At 33.5% G+C, this 22,064-nt stretch carries 23 protein-coding genes; 11 read left to right on the top strand and 12 right to left on the bottom strand.

Annotated elements, in window-relative coordinates; all coding sequences use genetic code 11:
• Positions 1-294 precede the first annotated feature (294 nt).
• Positions 295-804 carry a hypothetical protein gene (locus tag G3A46_RS12175; RefSeq protein WP_139856512.1) on the bottom strand — a complete coding sequence of 170 codons (510 nt, stop codon included), beginning with the start codon at positions 802-804 and terminating at the stop codon, positions 295-297.
• 220 nt (positions 805-1,024) lie between these two features.
• Between G3A46_RS12175 and G3A46_RS12170 the strand changes: the two genes are divergently transcribed.
• The gene (locus tag G3A46_RS12170) at positions 1,025-1,657 is read left to right on the top strand and encodes a hypothetical protein (protein ID WP_165150181.1); all 633 of its coding nucleotides are present in this window, start codon (positions 1,025-1,027) and stop codon (positions 1,655-1,657) included.
• A gap of 11 nt (positions 1,658-1,668) precedes the next feature.
• Here G3A46_RS12170 and G3A46_RS12165 read toward each other — a convergent pair whose 3' ends face one another.
• Positions 1,669-2,496, bottom strand: coding sequence for a universal stress protein (locus G3A46_RS12165; RefSeq protein ID WP_165150179.1), 828 nt, complete (start codon positions 2,494-2,496; stop codon positions 1,669-1,671).
• A 214-nt stretch (positions 2,497-2,710) separates the two neighbouring features.
• On the opposite strand from G3A46_RS12165, the gene G3A46_RS12160 reads away from it, so the two are divergent.
• The 9 genes from G3A46_RS12160 to G3A46_RS12120 all read left to right on the top strand — a co-directional run bounded on the left by G3A46_RS12160 (position 2,711) and on the right by G3A46_RS12120 (position 12,142).
• Positions 2,711-3,214: a cytochrome c gene (locus G3A46_RS12160; RefSeq protein ID WP_165150177.1), complete on the top strand. Its 504-nt coding sequence runs from the start codon at positions 2,711-2,713 to the stop codon at positions 3,212-3,214.
• A gap of 193 nt (positions 3,215-3,407) precedes the next feature.
• Positions 3,408-5,378, top strand: coding sequence for a Sec-dependent nitrous-oxide reductase (nosZ, locus tag G3A46_RS12155; protein WP_165150175.1), 1,971 nt, complete (start codon positions 3,408-3,410; stop codon positions 5,376-5,378).
• 169 nt (positions 5,379-5,547) lie between these two features.
• Positions 5,548-6,156 carry a hypothetical protein gene (locus G3A46_RS12150; RefSeq protein ID WP_139856517.1) on the top strand — a complete coding sequence of 203 codons (609 nt, stop codon included), beginning with the start codon at positions 5,548-5,550 and terminating at the stop codon, positions 6,154-6,156.
• A 113-nt stretch (positions 6,157-6,269) separates the two neighbouring features.
• Positions 6,270-6,704, top strand: coding sequence for a nitrous oxide reductase accessory protein NosL (locus G3A46_RS12145; protein WP_165150173.1), 435 nt, complete (start codon positions 6,270-6,272; stop codon positions 6,702-6,704).
• A gap of 116 nt (positions 6,705-6,820) precedes the next feature.
• Positions 6,821-8,077 (top strand): nitrous oxide reductase family maturation protein NosD, encoded by a 1,257-nt coding sequence (locus G3A46_RS12140; RefSeq protein WP_241836899.1) that lies wholly within the window; start codon positions 6,821-6,823, stop codon positions 8,075-8,077.
• A complete protein-coding gene (locus G3A46_RS12135) occupies positions 8,064-8,774 on the top strand; it encodes an ABC transporter ATP-binding protein (RefSeq protein ID WP_165150171.1) in 711 nt (236 codons plus the stop codon). The genes G3A46_RS12140 and G3A46_RS12135 overlap by 14 nt, the downstream gene beginning before the upstream one ends.
• Entirely contained in the window at positions 8,767-9,549 is a 783-nt protein-coding gene (locus G3A46_RS12130) for an ABC transporter permease (RefSeq protein WP_165150169.1), read from the top strand. Before G3A46_RS12135 ends, G3A46_RS12130 begins: the two co-directional genes overlap by 8 nt.
• A 222-nt stretch (positions 9,550-9,771) precedes the next feature.
• Positions 9,772-11,532: a histidine kinase dimerization/phosphoacceptor domain -containing protein gene (locus tag G3A46_RS12125; protein WP_165150167.1), complete on the top strand. Its 1,761-nt coding sequence runs from the start codon at positions 9,772-9,774 to the stop codon at positions 11,530-11,532.
• A complete protein-coding gene (locus tag G3A46_RS12120) occupies positions 11,525-12,142 on the top strand; it encodes a response regulator transcription factor (RefSeq protein WP_165150165.1) in 618 nt (205 codons plus the stop codon). The genes G3A46_RS12125 and G3A46_RS12120 overlap by 8 nt, the downstream gene beginning before the upstream one ends.
• 246 nt (positions 12,143-12,388) lie before the next feature.
• Here G3A46_RS12120 and G3A46_RS12115 read toward each other — a convergent pair whose 3' ends face one another.
• On the bottom strand, positions 12,389-13,048 hold the full coding sequence (locus G3A46_RS12115) for a DUF3256 family protein (protein ID WP_165150163.1): 660 nt from the start codon (positions 13,046-13,048) through the stop codon (positions 12,389-12,391).
• A 375-nt stretch (positions 13,049-13,423) separates the two neighbouring features.
• Here G3A46_RS12115 and G3A46_RS12110 point away from each other — a divergent pair, with 375 nt between their 5' ends.
• Positions 13,424-14,914, top strand: a complete 1,491-nt coding sequence (locus tag G3A46_RS12110) for a hypothetical protein (protein ID WP_165150161.1) — start codon at positions 13,424-13,426, stop codon at positions 14,912-14,914.
• 822 nt (positions 14,915-15,736) lie between these two features.
• On the opposite strand, the gene G3A46_RS12105 is transcribed toward G3A46_RS12110, so the two are convergent.
• The 9 genes from G3A46_RS12105 to G3A46_RS12065 all read right to left on the bottom strand — a co-directional run bounded on the left by G3A46_RS12105 (position 15,737) and on the right by G3A46_RS12065 (position 21,870).
• A complete protein-coding gene (locus G3A46_RS12105; RefSeq protein WP_165150159.1) occupies positions 15,737-16,123 on the bottom strand; it encodes a hypothetical protein in 387 nt (128 codons plus the stop codon).
• 67 nt (positions 16,124-16,190) lie between these two features.
• On the bottom strand, positions 16,191-16,622 hold the full coding sequence (locus G3A46_RS12100; RefSeq protein WP_165150157.1) for a zinc-finger-containing protein: 432 nt from the start codon (positions 16,620-16,622) through the stop codon (positions 16,191-16,193).
• A gap of 272 nt (positions 16,623-16,894) precedes the next feature.
• Entirely contained in the window at positions 16,895-17,644 is a 750-nt protein-coding gene (locus tag G3A46_RS12095; RefSeq protein WP_206736017.1) for an AAA family ATPase, read from the bottom strand.
• A 169-nt stretch (positions 17,645-17,813) separates the two neighbouring features.
• Positions 17,814-18,290, bottom strand: a complete 477-nt coding sequence (locus G3A46_RS12090; RefSeq protein WP_165150155.1) for a hypothetical protein — start codon at positions 18,288-18,290, stop codon at positions 17,814-17,816.
• Positions 18,291-18,421: 131 nt separating this feature from the next.
• Positions 18,422-18,925, bottom strand: coding sequence for a hypothetical protein (locus tag G3A46_RS12085; protein ID WP_165150153.1), 504 nt, complete (start codon positions 18,923-18,925; stop codon positions 18,422-18,424).
• A gap of 374 nt (positions 18,926-19,299) precedes the next feature.
• Complete coding sequence (locus tag G3A46_RS12080; RefSeq protein ID WP_165150151.1) at positions 19,300-19,644, bottom strand: hypothetical protein; 345 nt, start codon at positions 19,642-19,644, stop codon at positions 19,300-19,302.
• Positions 19,645-19,698: 54 nt separating this feature from the next.
• A complete protein-coding gene (locus G3A46_RS12075) occupies positions 19,699-20,199 on the bottom strand; it encodes a hypothetical protein (RefSeq protein WP_165150149.1) in 501 nt (166 codons plus the stop codon).
• A gap of 177 nt (positions 20,200-20,376) precedes the next feature.
• Complete coding sequence (locus G3A46_RS12070) at positions 20,377-21,138, bottom strand: YebC/PmpR family DNA-binding transcriptional regulator (protein WP_165150147.1); 762 nt, start codon at positions 21,136-21,138, stop codon at positions 20,377-20,379.
• Between the two features lie 369 nt (positions 21,139-21,507).
• Complete coding sequence (locus G3A46_RS12065) at positions 21,508-21,870, bottom strand: hypothetical protein (RefSeq protein WP_241836895.1); 363 nt, start codon at positions 21,868-21,870, stop codon at positions 21,508-21,510.
• Positions 21,871-22,064: the final 194 nt, after the last annotated feature.

The raw sequence follows: 22,064 nt of genomic DNA, 5'->3' as shown, positions 1-22,064 counted from the left end.
TATTATATTACTCTAAATATCTGTAAAAAATCCTTCAAACAAACGTTATTTAGCAATGTAGAACTTCTATTCATACAATTCAATATGAAACTGTCTGTTTATAACATAAACAAAATTCGATAATTATAATGTCTATTTAGCGATTTTAGTGAATATCATTTGAGTTTATAGAATATTAAATAAGCTTTATAGGTTAAATGTTTTAATTAGCAAGATGTTAATTCCCGCTAAGTAATTCCATTAAGTGTTTAAGCTAATGAAGACTTTGAATTATTTTAAAATATGCTTATTGCCCTATTCAAAATAGTTGAAATATCCATCTAGATTTTCCTTAATACTTTTTTTGATTTTTGCACCTTCGTCTACAGTTGTAACCTTTCCTAACGCTTCGATTTTCTCGATAAGTGGATGTAAGAAAACGTGTAAATTATCGTGAGATGGTCCTTCCATAGTACACTCCTTAACAACGAAGTTTTTTACTTCATTTAAGTTTGAAGCTAAAGCGTGGTAACCCTCAGTGGTTTTAGTTTCAGTAGACTTAAGCATGTCTAACATTTTATTTACTCCTTCAGTAGTTTCAATATTTGCTTCCCATTTATCGCCGTTGTCTAGTTTTATTTCATCTACCCAGGCATTGTTTAAAGAATGCATTTCGGCAGCTACTTCTTCGTGGTTAGCGTGCGAATTGGAAGTATCGTGCTCGTGCATTTCTTCAATACTAGTAGTTACATCTTTTGTTTTAGTTTCGTTACAGCTCACTAATAAAGCTGAAATGATTGCTAATGATAAAATTGTATTTTTCATAATATTTATATTTTTTGATTTTTCTTGTTTAACTGTTTGAAAATTTAACTTTTAACAAATCACGGGATTTTTATATCAAAAAGTTATGATTATAATCATATTCAGGTTTATTGAAACCACATATTTTTATTCCAACTATTTTATTTTCAATTAATTTAAAAAAGAGAAGCGTATATTTACATAAGGCTAGTCTAGATATTGCCTTTCTAATTTTAATCCGATGAAAAACATATTATTCCTTTTGGTATTGGTAATTCTGTTTGCTAGTTGCTCGAGTAGTCGCTTGGTAGACGAATACCTTAATGAGGAAAGCCCGAATTTCCAAGCTCAAAAGGTATTGGTCGTGGGTTTAACCCCGGATGGAGGTTTGCAGCGCCAATTTGAATACAGTCTAGTAAAAGCTTTAAAAGATGAAAATATAATAGCCGTTAAAAGTGTGGATTATTTTGAAAGTAATGTGAACGACATTGATCAATCTGAAGAGAATTTAGAAAATCTGAAAAATCAATTATTAAACGAAAGTTTTGATGCAGTACTCTTTTCAAAAATAGTAGGGCAGGAGAATAAGGTTACCATGGCGCAATCCTATAGAAATCTTACAAGATCTTTTCAGTCATTTAATGATTACTACAATGAAAATAGAGTAGTTTATGAAAATGACCAAATTGAAGATTATCCAGTTTTTAATACAGAAACATCCTTGTTTTGCCTTTGCCCAAGTAGGAACAACGATTTAATATGGAGAGGAAAAATAGACATAGTAAATCCTCCTACTGCAGCTACTTCAATTCGAGATTATGTAAATACTTTGATGCAAGCACTTAAGAAGAACAACCTGCTAAATTTAAGGTAAATTTCTTAAAATCAATTTCTAAATATCAACAGAGGAACCCTAGAGCTGTAGCTGATTTTGGAAGTTTCTGAGCCAAATATAAAACGGTCTAAAAAACTTTTTCTCTCTACAAACATAGCGTGAAGTTGAACAGGAATTAGTTGTGTAAAGGCATCAATCGCAACAGCAGAAGGAATATTCTTAATACAAAAACGCTCTATATTTATACCTTTAAAAAGATCGATATAATTACCTTTTGGTGAATTAACTTCTACATTGTTTTCTTCGATTTCCAATATTTTTAGGGTTGAATCGTGTTTACGAACTATATCTAAAATTACTGCTAAAGCATCAGTTTTAAGTTCATACTGATAATTTACAGACAGTAAAACGGATTCAATTTTATTATAGACATATCCTTCAGGAATTGCTAAAATTGGACAGTTTGCTTTTCTAATTAGTTTTAATGTATTACTGCCAAATACAACTTCTTCAGCTCCAGTTGCCCCATTTGTGCCCATGATAATAAGTTCAATATTATTTAAACTTACTGCTTGATTTACGGCATCAACTATATTGTCGAAATCAATTTTCGGGACAAAAGTGAAGTTTTCATTTTCAGATTGCGATTCACAATGGCGAATTAACTTTTCAAGTTCTTTTTTATTATCGTTTAAAATCCCATCATAAACGGAATCTCCTGCAGCGCCATATAAAACATCTGCAGTCATATATCCTGTTGGTTTTTGTGAATTGAGAATATGAAATGTAACAGTTTCTCCTTCAAAAAGCTTCAATGAATATTCGATTGCATTTTTTGAATTTTTAGAAAAGTCTGTAGGTAAGAGTATATTTTTCATTGGGTGGTCTTTCTCTAAAAGTACAGGTATTGATTGTTTTATTTACTGATTTATATCATAAAACTGAACTTTTACTATTGGTTCTATTACTTATAATATAGTCGGTATTTTGATTTTTATGAATAAATGACAAAAAGGTCATAAATATGATAAATGTCATTTTACAAGCTTCCTTTATAAAATACATTTGTTCTATAATTTAATTCTAACAACTATGAAAAACATAATTAAATCAATGGCTGCACTAGCAATTTTACTACTAGTAAGTTGCGGTGGAAAAGAAGAGAAAAAGAAGGAAGGAATTCAAATTGGTCAAAAGCCAGCTCCAACTGAGACTCCAAAAGAAACACCAGCTTCAACTGTTAAGCCTTCTGAAACAATAGACCTTACTAATAAAGGAATTGGTCCTATTAAAAACGTAGATCTTTCTGCTGAGGTTGACGATGCAATGGCTGCCAAAGGTTTAGATCTATTTAAATCAAAATGTATGGCTTGTCATAAAGTTGACAAAAAGTTTATTGGTCCAGCTCCAACAGGAATTCTTGAAAGACGTACTCCAGAGTGGGTAATGAATATGATACTTGATCCAGAAGGAATGGTTCAAAAAGACCCTTTAGCAAAAGCTTTATTGCAGGAGTTTAACGGTTCGCCAATGGCAAATCAAAACTTAACTGAAGAAGAGGCAAGACAAGTATTAGAATATTTTAGAACACTATAGTATTAGTTAACTAACCAGATTTCCCTTGCAGAGCTGTAAGTTCTGCAGGGGTTCTTAAAAGGTAAAGTTGTAATTCTATACAATCCTAATACTAAGCAGATACGTCTGAACGACACGTAATGGAGCACTTAGTAGATAAGGTATTCTTACTGGCAAATTAGTTTTAAAACAATGTAATTTAAATAATAGACCAATGAAAAAATCAATTAATATTTTTATCTCCGCGATTATGGTAGCCGGTTTGGTTAGCTGTAATGATGGCGGAACAAAAAAGAGCAAAAGTGGAGGCCAGGGAGGTTTGGCAACCAATGCTGCTGAAAGAGTGTATGTGGCTCCCGGAGAGCATGACGAATTCTACGGATTTATGTCTGGAGGATTTAGTGGTCAACTTGGTGTGTACGGTCTACCATCAGGGCGTTTGTTAAAAGTACTTCCAGTATTCTCTCAAAACCCAGAAAATGGTTGGGGGTATACCGAAGAAACTAAACCGATGTTAAATACATCTTTTGGGTTTGTACCTTGGGATGACTCTCACCACCCTGATATTTCTCAAACTGAAGGAGTACTAGATGGACGTTGGATATTTATTAATGGAAACAACACTCCACGTATCGCTCGTATAGGTTTAGAAAGTTTTAAAACTGAAGAAATTATTGAAATCCCAAATAGTGCGGGTAACCACAGTTCTTCATTTATTACTGAAAACACTGAGTATGTAGTTGCAGGAACACGTTTCTCTGTGCCAGTTCCTCAGAAAGATATGTCTATTAATGAATACAAGGGTAATTTTAAAGGTGCCTTAACTTTTATTAAAGTCGATCAAGAAACAGGAAGAATGAATATTAAATTCCAGCTAATGATGCCTGGATTTAACTACGATCTTTCTCACCCAGGACGTGATAAGAGTCATGGTTGGTTCTTCTTTACTACATATAATACTGAAGAAGCTCACTCTTTATTGGAAGTAAACGCTTCACAAAACGATAAAGACTTTATTGCGGCTGTAAACTGGAAAAAAATTGAAGAATACGTAAATAATGGTGGTGGTAAAAAGGTACCCGCAAGATATGCACACAACATCTTAGATGAGCATACGCATACTGCAACTTCTACTATGATTGATGAGGTTCTTACTGTAGATCCATTAGAAGTGCCAGGAGCAGTTTACTTCCTGCCAACTCCAAAATCTCCTCACGGATGTGACGTAGATCCTACTGGAGAATACATTATCGGTAACGGAAAACTTTCTGCAGATTTAACTGTTCACAGTTTTACTAAAATGCTTGACGCAATCGAAAACAAGAAATTTGATGGAGAAGCTTATGGTATTCCAATTTTAAACTTTGAGGATATTCTTGCTGGAGTTGTAAAACAACCAGGATTAGGACCATTACACACTGAATTTGATGGAAAAGGAAATGCTTATACTACCTTCTTTATTTCTTCTGAAGTTGTAAAATGGAAAGTGGGAACTTGGGAAGTATTAGACCGTCAACCAGTATTCTATTCTGTAGGTCACGGGATGATTCCTGGAGGAAACTCACGTAAGCCATTTGGAAAATACTTTGTAGCCTTAAACAAAATTACAAAAGACAGATATTTACCAACTGGGCCAGAGCTTACTCAGTCTGCTCAATTATTTGATATCACTGGAGATAAAATGGAATTACTGTTAGACTTCCCAACTATTGGTGAGCCTCACTATGCAGCTGCTATTCCTGCAGAGATGGTAGCTCCGAAGTCTAGAAAGATATTCAAATTAGCAGAAAACAAACACAAATATGCAGTACTAGACAACAGCGATGTTAGAGTGGAGCGCGATGGAAAAGAAGTTCATATTTATATGAATATGATTAGAAGTCACTTTAACCCTGATAACATTGAAGGTGTAAAGGTGGGTGACAAAGTATATTTCCATATTACAAACCACGAACAAGATTTTGATGTACCTCACGGTTTCGCAGTAATTGGTGCAAATAATGCCGAAATGCTAATTATGCCGGGAGCAACCGAAACTTTAGTTTGGGAACCAAAACAAGTAGGTGTATGGCCATTCTATTGTACCGACTTCTGTTCTGCACTTCACCAAGAAATGCAAGGATATGTAAGAGTTAGCCCAGCTGATTCGGATATTGAATTGTCTTGGACTTTAGGTGAAGATTAAATGATGTTTTTAGTAGTGAAAATACATATTAGTGATTAGTAGTATTTTCAGTGAAGACGGGGGTTGTTGATTTCCCCCGTCTTTTTTAAAGATGTTAGATTTTAAAATTTTATTCTTCTCACATCTCACATCTCACATCTCACATCTAATATCTCAAATCTCTATAAAAATGAAAAAAGCAGGAATAATAATGATAATTGGCTCCTTGCTATTATTGGGTCTATTTAAATTCCCATTGTGGAATATTATGCTTGGTGCACCTCAATACCCAGATCCGTTAGGAATGGATATTTACATTCAAGGAATTCAAGGGGTTGAAGAATTTGATATTCAAAATATTGACGGACTTAACCACTATATTGGGATGAAGCCAATCCCTAAAGTAGAAGAAATGTGGGAGTTTGATGTGTTTCCAAAAGTTGTCGGACTTATGATAGCCCTTGGAGTAATCATCGGTATTCTTGGCTTCCTAGGAAAACTAAGTTATAAATGGTTCTTGGGCTGGTTTATTGTTATGTCTATTCTCGGTTTATTAGGAATGTACGATTTTAACCTGTGGCTAATAGACTACGGAACTGATCTCGACCCAAAAGCTATCATGAAATTGGAAAATCTAGACGGTACTCCTATGACATATAAACCACCACTTATTGGTTATCAAAAAATGTTGAATTTCGATGTTGATTCTTGGCCAGGAGTAGGGGCCTATATGATCTTTATTGGGATGTTACTAACTGTAGTAGCCTTCTTTGTAGGAAAAAAAGAATATAATAAATAAAGCTTCCCCTTTTTAACTCGCGTTCAAAGTGAGAAAAATGATAAAGAGGAATACAGGTCGGGTTCCCGATTTTATAGGGGACGGAAGTGGTAAACTTATAAACTTATATAATCATGAAAATCATACAATTATTTTTAATTTCATTGCTATTCGTAGCTTGTAATGTTAGCCCGCAGCCCATTTATTATGGATCAGATGCTTGTCATTACTGCGATATGACTATTGTAGATAGACAGCACGCTTCACAAATGGTTACGGCTAAAGGTAAAGTTTATAAATATGATGCTATTGAGTGTATGGTTCATTCCTTACAAGATGAATTTAAGGACACAGAAATGGCGCATAAAATAGTAGCTAACCTAAATAATCCAGGTGAATTGATTGATGCTTCAAACGCTTCATATTTGGTGAGTGAAAACTTGCAAAGTCCTATGGGGGCTAACCTATCTGCATTTGCAAATACCGAAGAGGCTCAAAAAGCAAAAGAAAAGTTTACTGGTAAAATATATAATTGGGATGATATTCAAAAACACTTAAAGTTGAAATAGAAAACGACTTCAGCAGTTTTTATCAGCTTTACGGCGCTATGAAGCCTTGCTGAAGTTGTTTTTTTAATTCCTAAATCGATTGAGTTACAGGCTTAGTATTGATAAATTCTAATTAAATTTTGAAAAACAAATTCTACATATTATTCCTTTTTATTTCCTTGTTTTCCCTTACAAACCTATGGTCGCAAACAATTACTGTATGCGCTACCTGCCCAGTGAAATCTATAAAAGAGGCTGTTAAACAAGCATCGGAAGGGGATACGATTTTGGTAAAAAAAGGTGTTTATAAAGAAGCTAATATTAAAATTGATAAAGGTATTACGCTTATTGGTGAAGATCTTCCTACTATAGATGGAGAAGAAAAAGGAGAGATAATTACCATTGGTACAGACAACGTAACCATAGACGGATTTAAAATTATAAACGTAGGCGTAAGCTACACCACAGATTATGCTGCGGTACGAGTTGTAAATAGCACGGGTTTCCTTATTCAGAATTTGGAACTCGAAAAGCTTTTCTTCGGAATTTACCTTCAAAAATCTAACGACGGTAAAGTTTTAAATAACAAGGTTAGGGGAGAAGCTGTGACTGAGTTTAACTCTGGAAATGCAGTTCATTTATGGTATTGCAAAAATGTTGAGGTTATTGGTAATGATGTGCAAAATGTTCGCGATGGGATTTATCTAGAATTCTCAGATAATATAACCATAAAGGATAATTTTAGTAAGAACAACGTTCGATACGGACTTCACTTTATGTTCAGTAACAACAACTATGTAATCAATAATACTTTTGAAACTAATGGTGCAGGAATAGCATTGATGTTTTCAAAATTTATGCAAGTTGAAAATAATATTATTCAGAAAAACTGGGGAACAGCGGCTTATGGTTTATTGTTAAAAGAAGTAAACGACGCCAACATAAAAAACAATTTATTCTTCGAAAACACTGTTGGAATTACGGTAGAAGGAAGTAATCGTTTAGAATATTCTAACAACGATTTTACGAGTAATGGGTATGCTTTAAAAGTGAAAGGTGCCTGCTATCAAAACCATGTAATAAACAATAACTTTCTGTATAATTCATTCGATATATCCTATAACGGACGTATTAATGACAATAAGTTCGACAATAATTTTTGGAGTAATTATACTGGTTACGACCTCAATAAAAACGGTATAGGAGATGTTCCTTATCGACCTGTAAAACTGTTTTCATATATAGTAAACCGAACTCCAGAAACGATAATTTTAATGCGAAGCCTATTTATAGACATAATAGACTTTTCAGAAAAAGTATCTCCAGTATTTACTCCAGACGATTTATTGGATGAAAATCCAAAAATGAAACGTATAGATCATGATAGAAATTAAGGATTTACATAAAAAATTTGGCAAAAACGAAGTGCTAAAAGGCATTGACCTTTCTATAGGTGAAGGTGGAATATTTTCCATTCTCGGTCCGAATGGTTCAGGGAAAACTACACTTATAAAAGCTATTCTTGGGATGGTAATACCAGATTCAGGTGAAATTCTCTTTAATGGAGAATCTTTAAAAAACAATTTTAAATATCGCGATAAGATTGACTATTTACCACAAATAGCCAATTTCCCTGGAAACTTGAAGGTATGTGAGCTTATAGAGATGATTAAAGACCTAAGGGCTACTAAGGCAACACATGACGAAGCTTTAATAGATTTGTTTAAACTGCAACCTTTCTTGAATAAACGGCTTGTAAACCTCTCTGGAGGAACAAAACAAAAAGTAAACTTAGTGCTTACTTTTATGTTCGACAGTCCGTTAATTATTCTGGATGAGCCTACAAGTGGTCTAGATCCTATTTCTCATTTAAGATTGAAGAATTTAATTTTTGCCGAAAAGGAGAAGGGAAAAACAATTCTTGTAACCTCTCATATTTTAAGTTTCGTGGAAGAAATTGCCGATGAAATTGTCTTCCTATTAGAAGGCAAAATTTACTTTAAAGGTAGTATCACAGAACTTAAAACTAAGACCGAACAACCAGATTTTGAACACGCAATAGCCTCTATTTTATCCGCAAGTTATGCTTAAGATATTAAAATATAGTTTTTACGATTTAATGCGCAGCCGTTGGAGCTACGTATACTTTCTGTTTTATTTACTGCTTGGTATTGTTCTATTGTTTTTAAACAACGATTTATCAAAAGCAGTGATAACATTAATGAACGTTATCATCATCCTTGTTCCTTTAATAGGAACCATTTTTGGCGTGATGTATTATTACAATTCTCGCGAATTTACTGAGCTTCTTTTAGCACAACCTATTAAGCGAAGTTCCATTTTTTTAGGGCAGTACTTTGGTGTTGCCACCTCTTTAGCAATGAGTTTAATTATCGGACTAGGACTTCCATTTGCCTTTTATGGAATCTTTAATAGCAGTGCAATCTGGGATTTCTCATTACTATTAATCACTGGTGGATTTCTTACCTTTATTTTTACCGCTTTAGCCTTTGTTATAGCACTTTCTAACGAAAATAAAATCAAAGGTTTTGGGTATGCTATCTTACTTTGGCTTTTTATGGCAGTAATCTACGACGGATTATTTTTAATGTCGCTGTTGTATTTTGAAGACTACCCTTTAGATAAATTCTCATTATTTGCCACTATGCTAAACCCAGTGGATTTATCGAGAGTTTTAATACTACTGAAACTCGACATTTCTGCTTTATTAGGATATACTGGAGCCGTATTTCAACAATTCTTCGGAACTAGTTTTGGTGTGATTTTATCCTTTGTAATGCTAGTGTTTTGGGTTGTAATTCCAACTTTCTTTATCTGGAGAATAGCTAAACGGAAGGATTTTTAAAAGTTGTATACTACTGCATTTACCAACACTTTTAAGTGAAATAGATTGTGAATTTGAATGACTTTCAAGACTGTTGTACTTGTTGTTTAAAACCATTAGATTTGAGAGTGGAGGAGGAGTTTCATTATTAACTTATTGCAAATTGAATCGAATTCTCTTTCTTAAATTTTAGTTAAAATCAAAAAAATAGTATATTGTCGTAAATAACATTCCTCAATACTATTGAAGCACTTACTATCCCCTTTTTTCTGTCTAGTATTATTAGCTTTTTACCTAGCTCCAGCAGGGATAAATCAGCGTGTTCAAAATCCTGAAGCAACCTACACAAAACAGGTTCAACATTATATCGATACCGCTTGGGATTATACCTTAGAGGAAAACGATAGCGCCCTAATTTTTGCCGAAAAAGGCTTAGAGCTTTCCAAGCAGCACAACTATACTTTAGGTATTGCGATGGCGCTTGAAAGCAAAGGACTTTATCACGAAATAGTAACCGGAAATTACGACCTTGCTAGCAAACATTACTTTGAAGGTATTGGTATTTGTGAAGAGAACAACCTTGCTTACGCTTCATCGCTTTATCACTCCTTGGGCGTTATGTTTCATACGTCCGATAATTATGAAAAAGCTCTCGAATATTATACAATAGCCTACAAAGGAGCTTTGAAAGACGACGATGCTATCCTTCAAAAAAAATGTTTAATAAACATTGGCTCTATTCATTCATCACTTCAGAACTACGAAAAGGCAGAGACGTCGATGCTCAAAAGTTTAGCGATTGAGGCAAGACACGATTTAGATTATAATGTTTACGCCAACCTCGGGAACTTATACTTACGACAAGAAAAGTATCACGAGGCAATTCCTTATTTGGAAAAGTCGGTTACAATTCATCCCGACAATTTAGATTCAGAAAAGAATCTTATGTACTTAATCGAAGCCAAAGCGGCGCTGCGAGACTCTACGGGTATGCAGTCTAAAATTAATCGCGCAATTACCGAAGCCGAAAACATCACTGCTTTAAGAGAAAAGAGTAATCTATACCAGGCCTTATCAGCTTATTTTTATGAGTTTGAAGACTATAAAACGGCGATGGATTACCACAAGAAATACCACAGTATTTATGAAGAGATTAAAAGTAAACAGCGTGACCAAACCGTTTACGATTTAGAGACAAATTATCAAACTGTAAAAAAGGAACGCCAGCTTGAGGCTAAAAAAGCCAGTGAAAAACTACTTATAATCATATTAGTTTCTCTTGGAATTGTAGTGCTAATGCTTACATACTTTTACAATAAAAACAGAAAGAAAAATAGGATACTTGCTAAGCAAAAAACACTCTTAGAAAATACGGTTGAGGAAAAGAATATGCTTTTAAGAGAAATCCATCATCGCGTGAAAAACAATTTGCAAGTAATTTCTTCGCTATTGAGTTTGCAGCAACGTCAGATAACTGACGATAGCGCTTCGCAAGCTATACAAGAAGGTCGTGACAGGGTAAAAGCAATGGCGTTAATCCATCAGAATCTGTATCAAGACACCGAATTAATAGGTGTGGAAACAAGCGATTATGTAAACAAACTAGCAAATAGCCTGATTAAAAACTATAAAGTAGAAGACAAAGCGATTGATCTTCGCTTAGATATCGACCCGAAAAAACTCGATATCGATACCGTTATTCCACTTGGCCTTGTAGTTAATGAACTTATTAGTAATGCTTTAAAATATGCTTTTTCAGAGAAAGCGTCTGGACAAGTTGATATCAAATTGAAGTCTTCAGGTAACATGCTCAGCTTGTCTGTCGCGGACAATGGAAAAGGTCTACCAAAGAATTTTTCTATAGACGAAACTACTACCTTAGGATTCCGATTAATAAAAGCTTTTAGCGAAAAATTAAAAGCCGATTTAACGGTAGACTCCTCAGAAAAAGGTACCACAGTATCACTGGTTTTTCCCAATGTAAAAAACACTAAAAATGAGTAAAACCCAAGTGCTTATAGTAGAGGATAATCCGCTTATTGCTGAAGATATTCGCGATGCGCTAACCAGTGTTGACTTTACAGTTGTTGGGGTGGCACACAATAAGAACGATGCGATTCAGCTTTTGGAAAAGACGAATCCAGATATCGCCTTGCTCGATATTAATCTCGGAGGGAATCTGGATGGGATTTGTATAGCCGAGACCATAAACACTTCCTTTCAAATTCCTTTCTTATTCTTGACTTCGTATTCAAATAAGGAAATTTTAGACAAGGTAAAACACACGCTACCTATGGGATATATCGTAAAGCCTTTTGACGAAGCCGATCTGTTTACCACCATAGAAATTGCAATTTCAAATTTTTATCGAATCAATAAAACGCATATACTTCACATTGATTTAATCAATAATGAGGCTCCTAATCCGCTCACGCAAAAAGAGTTCGAAATTTTAAAGGATATATACTTCGGAAGCACCAATAGTCAAATCTCCGAAAGTCATCATATCAGTGTTAATACGGTTAAAACGCATATTAAAAATATCTACGAAAAACTAGATATCCATTCTCGCACCGAAGCCATTGTAAAAATAAGAACCCTCCTACAAAAGTAAAATATCACACTTTCGGGTGAGAGCCACGGTAATTTCTTCTGTTACATTTGACATAGGATATTTATTTAGATGAATCCTAACGTTTTATATGTTATTTACGTTAGTATTATGAAAAAGAAGTCGCGGTGGGGGAGCGGCTTCTTTTTGTTTTATTACTGTTGAAAATTCTACTTTTTAAGATTTATAGCTATTTCGATTTCTCACTTTACACACTTTATTAAAAACTGTTTTTAAATTTTTTCCGAATCATTTCTCCCAATATATTTTTCCTTTCTCAAATTTTCCGTCATTCCATATCAAATCCATCCGGTTGCCAATCACATATCTTTTATAAATTTCCTCTCTTTCTTCATTACCCCATTTAGCAACTATATTTTTACCTTTTCTTGGTAATTCAAATAACAATGTCGCCACAATTTCTTCATTATTAAAAGCTTCAATCTTCGATTTACTATTTTCTCCAAAAAAGTCGTTGTAAACTTCAGGTATAATGTTTCGAGCTTCAATAGGTTTAAATTCGATTCCATTAAACTCATAAAAGTCTAATTGCCCATTAAAACAAACAGGGCCACACTCTTCTAAATAAATAGCAATTAGTTTGTTTCCATTTTGCATATTCCAATAACACATTTGTATATGCCCAGGAAAGGAACCTACAAGTTTTATGTACCCATTTTTTAAGTCAACAGCGCTAAAGGCATATTCTATTTTATTATCCATTAAATCAGATATTGCATCATCTTCGGAGGTATTGTCTTTAGAGTACTTTACGATATCTTTTCTTTCTTGTTTGGTCAAGTGTAATAAGGATGAATCTGGGACTCTTTCAAAGAATTCCAAAATATTTTGTGAAATCCCAATAGTATTAAAGCTTAAAAAAAATAATAATAAGTATAGATGCTTCATAATATGTTTGATTATTCAGGTTTGAGCTATGTTTAAAATAATTGATAGAATCTGATTTGGTAATTAGGTGTGCTTCTGTTATTCAATGTTTAAGCAACCAACTTTAAAAACTAATCGATGGAATGGGGAAGTAAATCAAATATAAATATTTTGATAGAAATTTTATGAGTTCGGAAACCCTGTCAGTACATCAAACAACATTTTGGATTGTTTGACTCAAATGCCAAAGGTTTAATTTTTTCAAAATTTATAAATGATTTTTCTAAGGAATTATATGAAAAACGCTTTTAAATTCATTTTAATTCATAAAATCACACTTTTGGGTGAGGATAAATTCGTGATTGATTAAGAGATTTGAATAAAAACTAACTAATTATGAATTTCAAGCTATTACCAATCGTATTTTTCACTTTTTTCGCAGTGAATTTCGCATTTGCACAACCTTCAGATGCTGAAATAAAACAAAGAGTTCGAGACATTTATTCAAACAGTGATATCGTATCCATTAAATTAGGAAATGCAAGACTTGAAACCAAATGGGTGCGCGATAGATATATAACCTATTGGGATAAGAGCTATGTCTTAACCTTAAAAACCGAGTACCCTGGCGTAACCGTAATACATTTCGGAGGCGCAGAATATGTTAAATCAGGTTCAACCTATACCTTTAAAAATATGTTGACCAGTGGGTTTGACCGCTACGAAGGAATTCCAATCCCTTCAAAGGATGAGTTAAATAAAATCCTTCAAGAAAAATTTGATCCGGTTAACTTCTATTCAGGCTACTTGCTTGGATACATTGTAGATGCAGGTAAAAATATTGAAGTTGCAGAAGGTACTGATTTCAAATGGGTAGGTTTAAATAGATTGCGTTTTAACGTAAAAACAACCTATGAATTGAAGACCAGTAATATCGGGGGCATGGCTGTTAGAGAAGGAATATTTCAAGTGTATTTAGAACGTTCAGCAGATGGTAAAACATTCGATAAAGATGCTAAGTTACTGCTCGATGGAGAGTGGCTACCGGTTGCAAATGGATCTCTTTATGAAGAAAAAGATATCAAGGAATATAAAATTTCTCAGAAAGAGCAGGACGCTATGAACACGCTGAAAGAATTAGGTGCAGTACGTATGGCTGAAGAGTTTAAAAAGTCACTTGTTCCTTTAGACATGCCTGATTTTAAAAGTTCCAATCACTTGATGCAATACATTCATGAAATGTTGATAGAAGGTGATGAGGAAAAAGTAAAATCGCTACTTTATAATATGTTACCAAGATCCTATTTCGAAGAGTGGAGTGATGTGGTATTAAATGGAAGAGGGGAAGACCTTTTTGAGGAAGTACTAGGCAATCTAGAAAACTATAAGCTTGCATTTTGTAAGCACCCTCAAATCAAGGAGATTTCTGGAACTCAGGTTAGTTTTTATGACCGCAGTAAATTCCGACAGAATAAAATATCAGTGTCTTGGGAAAATGATCGTTGGTATATTTATGATTTAAGCTACTATTACAGCGAAGATGATCTTCCAAAATATCAAGCAAGTGGAGAGAGTAATTGTGGAGGGGATCTTATATATATTGAAGGTGAACCTGCATTTAAAGCTGGAGACCCCATTGAGGTTTATAGAGGTGGAAATTGGTATGCAGGAGAAGTTGTTCGTCCAGTAATGGAAAAAGGTGGCTATCATGTAATTTATGGAGCTTCTGGATTGAAGGAGTGGTTCTTTGCGAATAACGTACGTGGCAGAGAATTAAGCAAGGAAGATGTAGTAAACAAAGTTGATGTAGGAGCTAAGGGCAACAGTTTAAAATCAAAATTGAAAAATAAAAAGAAGAAGTTGAAAATTCCTGGTATCAAATTATAAACTATCATCTGTAAAATTTAAAGAGAGTAGTTTTTCCTAAACAATTATAACAATCTGTTTGAGCGCAGCCGAGAACTTTAAAATGTTAAGTTTTAAAGAGGTTTCGGCTGCCTTCATTATGGCAAGATGCCTTCAAGCGATTTTGCATACATTCCCACTACCTAAGACTCGAATTCTGGCTTTATAGATTCCTTCCCAAGCAAAATTTGCGTAGTGTTTTCGAGAGTAATGTTATAAGCTGATTTCATGAAGATATTTTTCGTAAATCTTTTCGTTCGTCATTTATTAATTGGGGGTAATGTCTAAAATATTCGGAAAAGACGGGTTCGCGCACTGACTTTTCGGTTTATAACAAGTTTTAATAGTTCAGAATTCTTTTCACATTTCCATTTTCATAATATTCAATTGAATCTCCACTTAACACTCCATTTTTATATTTAATGCGATAATCTGCGTTTTTAGTTTTATCCGTTAAATGCACTATGTTTTTATGTTATACGTTGTTCTTAATCTTCTATGTTTAAATACACCAGGCTAAAATTTTAATAGTATCATTTAACTTTTATTCGAAATTCATCTCAGACATCTTGATTTAGGTCTACCAAGAATAAAAAGATTGCGCACAGAACTGATAAATTTGCTTGAGGTAAAACTAACTTGTCATCTATATTCAAGTTTTCTGCAATAAATTTTATTAATTACTTTTCTGCTACCATCATAATTTTCAATAGTATTACTTTATACCTACATGGTTTTGAATATGTGGTATGCCGAAGACATGTGAGGAATGAACACCATACACATTGTTATGCCTTAGCCTTTTTAGAACTTCCTAATTTGCTTTTTTACTAAATCGTAGAATACATCAACACTATATTGTGATCCATGTCGGAAATATTTCAATACTCTACCCAAAGGATTAATACCTTCACCATTTGGCAATTGATAAACAACACTGAATGTAACACCATCTTTTGGAAACCCAGCCAATTCGGGAGTAGTCCATTGGCCCCCATAATTTAGTTTAATTATTTCACCAACATATGCCCCAAATGCCATAATTTCATTTTCAGCAGCTTTTTCATCATTCCCTTCTTTTCTTAATTGTTCAATTAGCACATCAATAATCCTGATGCTTTCTTCAGAGTAATCTAATTTTGTTGAGGAAGGTAAAATTTGGTTTAAATGAATTACAAGGTCATTCGCCATTTGTTTGACATCTTTGTTTATCTGTTCAATTTTTCTGTCGGAATTACTACCCCTATTAAAAATTCTATTAAACATTCTCATTATCTAGATTTTTACAAAATTCTATTGCTCGTTTACATTGCTCAACTGTGAACATACCAAAATGAGTAAGTTCGAGAGGTAGTTCCATTTTTTCAGATAACCAGTCATAAGCTAGTTTTTGACTTTGGAAAATGTTTTTTGTTTTCCATAATGGGTCAAAAGTATTATGCCCTTGATTTTTAAGTTTTCTTAGTTCAGTATCCGCTAATCTACCAAGTGAAGTAATATTGTCACTATATGTTCCAACATAATGATTAGAATTTAATAAACACATATAGTATTTCTTATCTAAGAACTTAGGACGTGGATCATCATTTGTTCTATGCGGATACACTTCATCGCCGGATACCAGTTTTGTTTCACATTTGCAGTAAGGACAAAATTGTCCTTTTATAATTTTTTCAGCTTCTTCTTTCATTATCACAAAATTCTATTTTGCTATCAACTTATCGTTAGTTTCTTTAATTCATTTCTCTATGATGAGGCATATCGGTTTGTATAAGAACAGTAAGGGGTTAAAATGTACTTGCTTTTCGATATCGCACTTAGCCAAATTTACAATTTTACCGTTATTTTTCTTTTAACCGTCAAATTTTAAATTTGGCGGGTTTTGTTAAAATACAATAACATTGGATTTAGCACTTAGCCCTTATTATTTTTTACATTATTAGTTGTAGTTTTTCAGTTGCACTATTCCTTAAATAGGTCATCAAACATTTTTTTAGGATTAGCCAGAAATGCTTTAGTTACTTGATAATGTTCCGTATCCTCATATTTTATTCTTGAAATTTCCTTATCATTAAATTCATATATAACAGCATCAGGATATGCTAATAAAATTGGCGAATGAGTTGCTATGATAAATTGAGAAGAATCAGATATTAAATGCTTCATTCTTCTTAACATTGCTAGTTGTCGAGTTGGAGAAAGAGCTGCTTCGGGCTCATCAAGTAAATAAATCCCTTTTCCTCCAAACCTATGAATCATTAGAGATAAAAATGACTCGCCATGAGACTGTTCATGAAGAGATAATGAACCATAAGAGTCTATAATTCGAGCCCCTCCACGAGGTTCTTTATCTAAATCTTCAATATTTGTAGCAAGATTAAAATAACTTTCAGCTCTTAAAAAGTAACCATCTTTTGGTTTTTTATAGGATTTAGCAATCTGTAAATATTCATGAAGATTTGAATGAGAATTACGTGTACCAAATTGAAAATTCTTTGAACCACCTTCTGCGTTAAAACCTAAAGAAACGGCTATTGCTTCCAGCAATGTTGACTTTCCGCTACCATTTTCTCCTACAAAAAAGGTAACTTCTTTTCCTAGTTTTAGAGAGCTAAGGTTACGTATTGCTGGAATTGAAAATGGATAGCACTCCATATCTGCAATTCTATCACGTTTTAAGGTTAGGTCTATGATATATGGTAAGTCTTTCAATTTTTATTATAGGTAACGTCTCGTGTAACCGTCAGTTACGGGTTAAATTAGCGTTTATTTTCGGTTTAGCACCAACGGTAGCAATTACGCGTAGATTCGGAGGCAGTGGAATCCGCCGACACGAGTGTAACGAACTGGCAAAGAAAATTGCGGTTATAAATTGTTGGCATTAGTTTTTTATTACTCCAATTGCGGAACGGAACGGAACTTCATAGGATTTTCCAAATTCATTTTCCGTTTTTAGAATTCCTCCATAATAGTTTTTGTCCTTTACTAGTTTTATTTCGTGTTGAAATGCGCCTTTTTTAGAAATCAAAGTATCTCCGTCAAACACTTTTATTCCGTTGTCAACATAAGTACTGTCGCCAATGATAACCGAAGTTTTTCCGTTAGCGTTGTAGCCCACAAATACAATTTCCTCTTTATAAATCGAGTTCAACTTATTTGTATTTGCATAATTGGGGATTTGTCTAATAGTTAGACTGTCGAATACATATTTGTCCTTTATTCCATTAACTATACTTTCCAGCGAATCATTCCTCTGTCGTAAATTTTGGATTTCCGCCTCTAGGTTTACTGTTCTCTTATCATCTCCACAACTTAAAATAAAGAAGCACAAAAAGGTTATTGTAATTAGTTTATTCATATGATTATAAATTAATGCTAACGGTCTCGTATAACCGTTAGTTACGGGATTAAAGTTAATGATTTTCAGTTTAGCACTGACGTTAGTAATTCCGAGTGGATTCGGACGCAGTCCAATCATCCGTATTTGCGTTAAACATTGTTAGCATACGTTTTAATTTTTGTAATTCTTTCAATAAAATCATTCCATTCGGGTTGCACCAAATCGTTTTGGTTTATTTGTAAAATTTCATTTTCATTAAATCTAAACTCTACATTATTTGGATAAATATTAATTGAAGTGATTTCATTTATATTCCTGTGTTTATCTTTTCCAAATTCAACAATTCCGCTTTCATCTATCGTTAATACTCTTCTTTTCGAAACCGTATATTCCAAAAAGAGAAAAGCAAGAGCGAACAAAAGAAGTATTCCTGTGTAAATCGTTAAGTTCTTAATACAAAATAATGCTATTAAGAGTGCAAATCCGATGTTCCAAAAATTGTAATTACTCTTAGAGAGCATAACGTGATTTTTGTTTTCAGAAGTGAATATGTCAAATTTTCGAAATGTTAATATCGATGATATCAGAAATGGCAAAAAAATTACAAGCATTGCCAATTCATAATTTTCTAATTCGTAAATAATAAGATACATAACGGCCAAATAAATAACCTGAAAGATCAATTTTTTATCAAACTTAATCATTTATCAAAGTGAGTTTTAAATATATGCTAACGGTTGGTATAAACGCAGTAGGGGGGTAGAGTCTACTTTTTAGGTTTGTAGCAGACTTAATATTTAGAGAGGTACTTTTGGCTAAGAACTAACTCTGCTATTGCGTTTATACTCTTGTTGTGCATTGTTTTTCTACTTCTGCTATTATATTCTTCCATTGTGAAGTATCTTTCACCTTCAATTTGAAGTTTTCAGATGCTCCAAGTTTGGTTTTATATTTAATTGTTATTTGGTTAAACCTGTTTAAAAATCTATTCTTTCGATTAAATTTAAATTTTTGCATGGAATTATAATCAATTTCCAAATATTCTTTTTAAATCGGTGTTAAGATTTTTGTAATCTTCTGTTTTTTTAAATACCTCAAATTGGTAATTTTTGAAATTTACAAAATCTTTGTAGTTATATTCTCGCGCTTCGTTAAAAACTCCATTTTCAATTTCGAGTAACCAATAATTACTATAGGTTGATGCGTGGCTTTGATGAACATATTCAATTAGTTTTCCGTATGGTATAATCAGAATACCACTAAACCAATCGATTTTTACTTTGTCCTGTCTTGGGAAGTACATTTTGTAAATTGAAACCCAGTTTTCCTTATAATTACCTTCTTCGTCAGAAAATGAAACGGGTCTTTTCATATCCGTTAGGTATAATTCGTTTTCTATATATTCTTTAAGTTAGCAGTAAAGGCTTTATGTTACAGTGATAATCGTTGTTATATTTATATAATAATTTATGCAATGTAATAATGAAAGAGCTATAATATCTTTATTAGCGATACTCTCGAATTCATCCGTTGTATTGATAGCATACTTATAGTTTAGATTATGCAATTTAGTGTCCATAACGGCTACTAACAACTCTCTTTTTTCGATATCGGTTAATGTAAATTTATTGCTTGGGAACCCTTTCATTCTAAGTAAATAGCTTTCTTCATTATCGTTGAAAAAGGTTTTTATCAGAATTCCACTCCAACCTAGTTTAAACTCTAATATAGTTTTTTCACCATCCTTTAATTCAATCTTAGAGTTCCAAATTCCTTTTGGTTTCATCTGAAACGTATCGCCGTTGGTCAGCTTAATTTCAGCATTAGAAGCATACCATTTTTTATAGATTAACTCTCCAATTTTTTCATTGTCAGAATTCAGATAAAAAGAAAGTGAGTTTGTTGAATTTGCTATGTAGTTTGCCATACAATAGAGTTTTTATTCATTCAAATATATGAAAAAACAAAGTGGGTTCTACTTCAATTCAAATACTAGTGCTGCATTAACTCTGAATAGAATGCAGTCACCTACTAGTAGTTTAAAAATCCTTAGAAGTTTTTGAAATGTAGAATTTATCTTTCAAAGAAGGATTGGAAACACTATTTACATTTCGCCTTCCATAGCAGCAATCAATTCATCGGTGATTTCTAGGTTGTGATATACTTTTTGCACATCATCATCATCTTCAAACTGCTCTTCTAGATCCAATATCTTCTTTGCATCGTCTAAAGAGAGTTCAACAGTATTCATAGGAATCCGATCTAGGGAGGAGTTTACAACCTCGATATTCAATTGCTCTAGAGCTTGTGACATTTTACCAAAGTTGGTGAAATCGGCATATATGGTTAAAAAGCCTTCTTCCAATTCGAGGTCCTCTGCTCCGTGATCGATGAGTTCCAACTCCAACTCTTCCAAAGGCATTGGGATTGATTCTTTTTTTATAGTAAAGACGCTTTTTCGCTCAAACATGAATTCCACAGAGCCATTCACTCCTAGGCTTCCATCGTTTTTAGAGAAAATAGCTCGGATATTTGCTACTGTACGATTGGTATTGTTGGTAGTACACTCCACAAAGAATGCAATTCCGTTAGGCCCATAGCCTTCAAAGGATACTTCTTCATAATTTTCTGCATCGGCACCACTCGCTTTCTTGAGGGCGCGTTCAATGGTGTCTTTGGGCATATTGACCCCCTTAGCATTTGCAATGGCATTACGCAATGCGGGATTGGCTTCTGGGTCGGCACTCCCTCCTTCTTTTACAGAAACATAAATCTCTTTAATTGCTCGTGTAAATTCTTTCGCACGTTTTTTGTCCTGCGCTCCTTTCCGGCGCTTGATATTTGACCATTTACTATGTCCTGCCACAACTTAATTTTTTATTTTCCAACAAAGATAGATATTGTTTGTTAGAGGGAAAAGTTTGGGGTTACGGAGGAGATTGAAGTTGAAATCGAAAGTTTAATCTCTGCGTGTGTTCAGAATATTTCCTGTGGCGTCAAAAATCACTTTCCAATATCCCCGGTGCTCGATAGCTCCCCGGCTGGTGAGTGATTGCATCGCGTTCCCTTTAAAAAGTAAAAAGCGGGATAGGAACCTAGCTTTTTATAGATTTATTGATAAAGTGGTTTTTATTGTTCAAAAAAGGCAACGCTAACATCCCTAAGTTTTAAACTTGGATATTGCAACTAAAAAATAAAGAGCCGTAATTGCGGTTATACATTGTTGTAAAACGTTTTAATTCCATTCTACATTCAGTTTTTCCAATTCCGCATTTAATTCAGCGAGTGAATTCGGGTCAATTATCTGTGTGTTGATAGTCAATTCTTTTCTTTCAGTTTTTAGGATATAGTCTCCTGCAAACTTTTTAATCCGTTTTATTTCATTCAGATTTAGTTTTTTTCCGAATGGGCTATTAATTTTTATAATTCCATTTTCAATGGTCAGATATTTATTTTGTCGTTGATAAAAGTAACCAATCAAATACATTGCAGAAATAACAATCCAACCATAATCTGTCCAGTTTGGCTCATCTTTTGTTAGAATTCCGATAAAAAACCAAACGAGCCAAACCAATCCGAAAATCAGATTGATATTCATATGTCTTTTTTTATATCCTATTCTCATTTTTTGTCAAATGTTTTACAACGGTTTTGTGTAAGGAACGTTGCGATTTTGTATGCGAGGATTTTCCGCAGGAAAATCAGAAGCTAGCAAAAGAGCAACGACCAAACGATTGAACTAAAATAAGCAATGTTTTTTACACGGTGTTACCTGTTGTTGTTTTTCGTTTT

Source organism: Aequorivita sp. KMM 9714 (genome assembly GCF_011065475.1).
In the GTDB taxonomy this organism is placed as follows: Bacteria; Bacteroidota; Bacteroidia; order Flavobacteriales; family Flavobacteriaceae; genus Aequorivita; species Aequorivita sinensis.
This window is presented reverse-complemented; position numbering and strand designations above follow the sequence as displayed.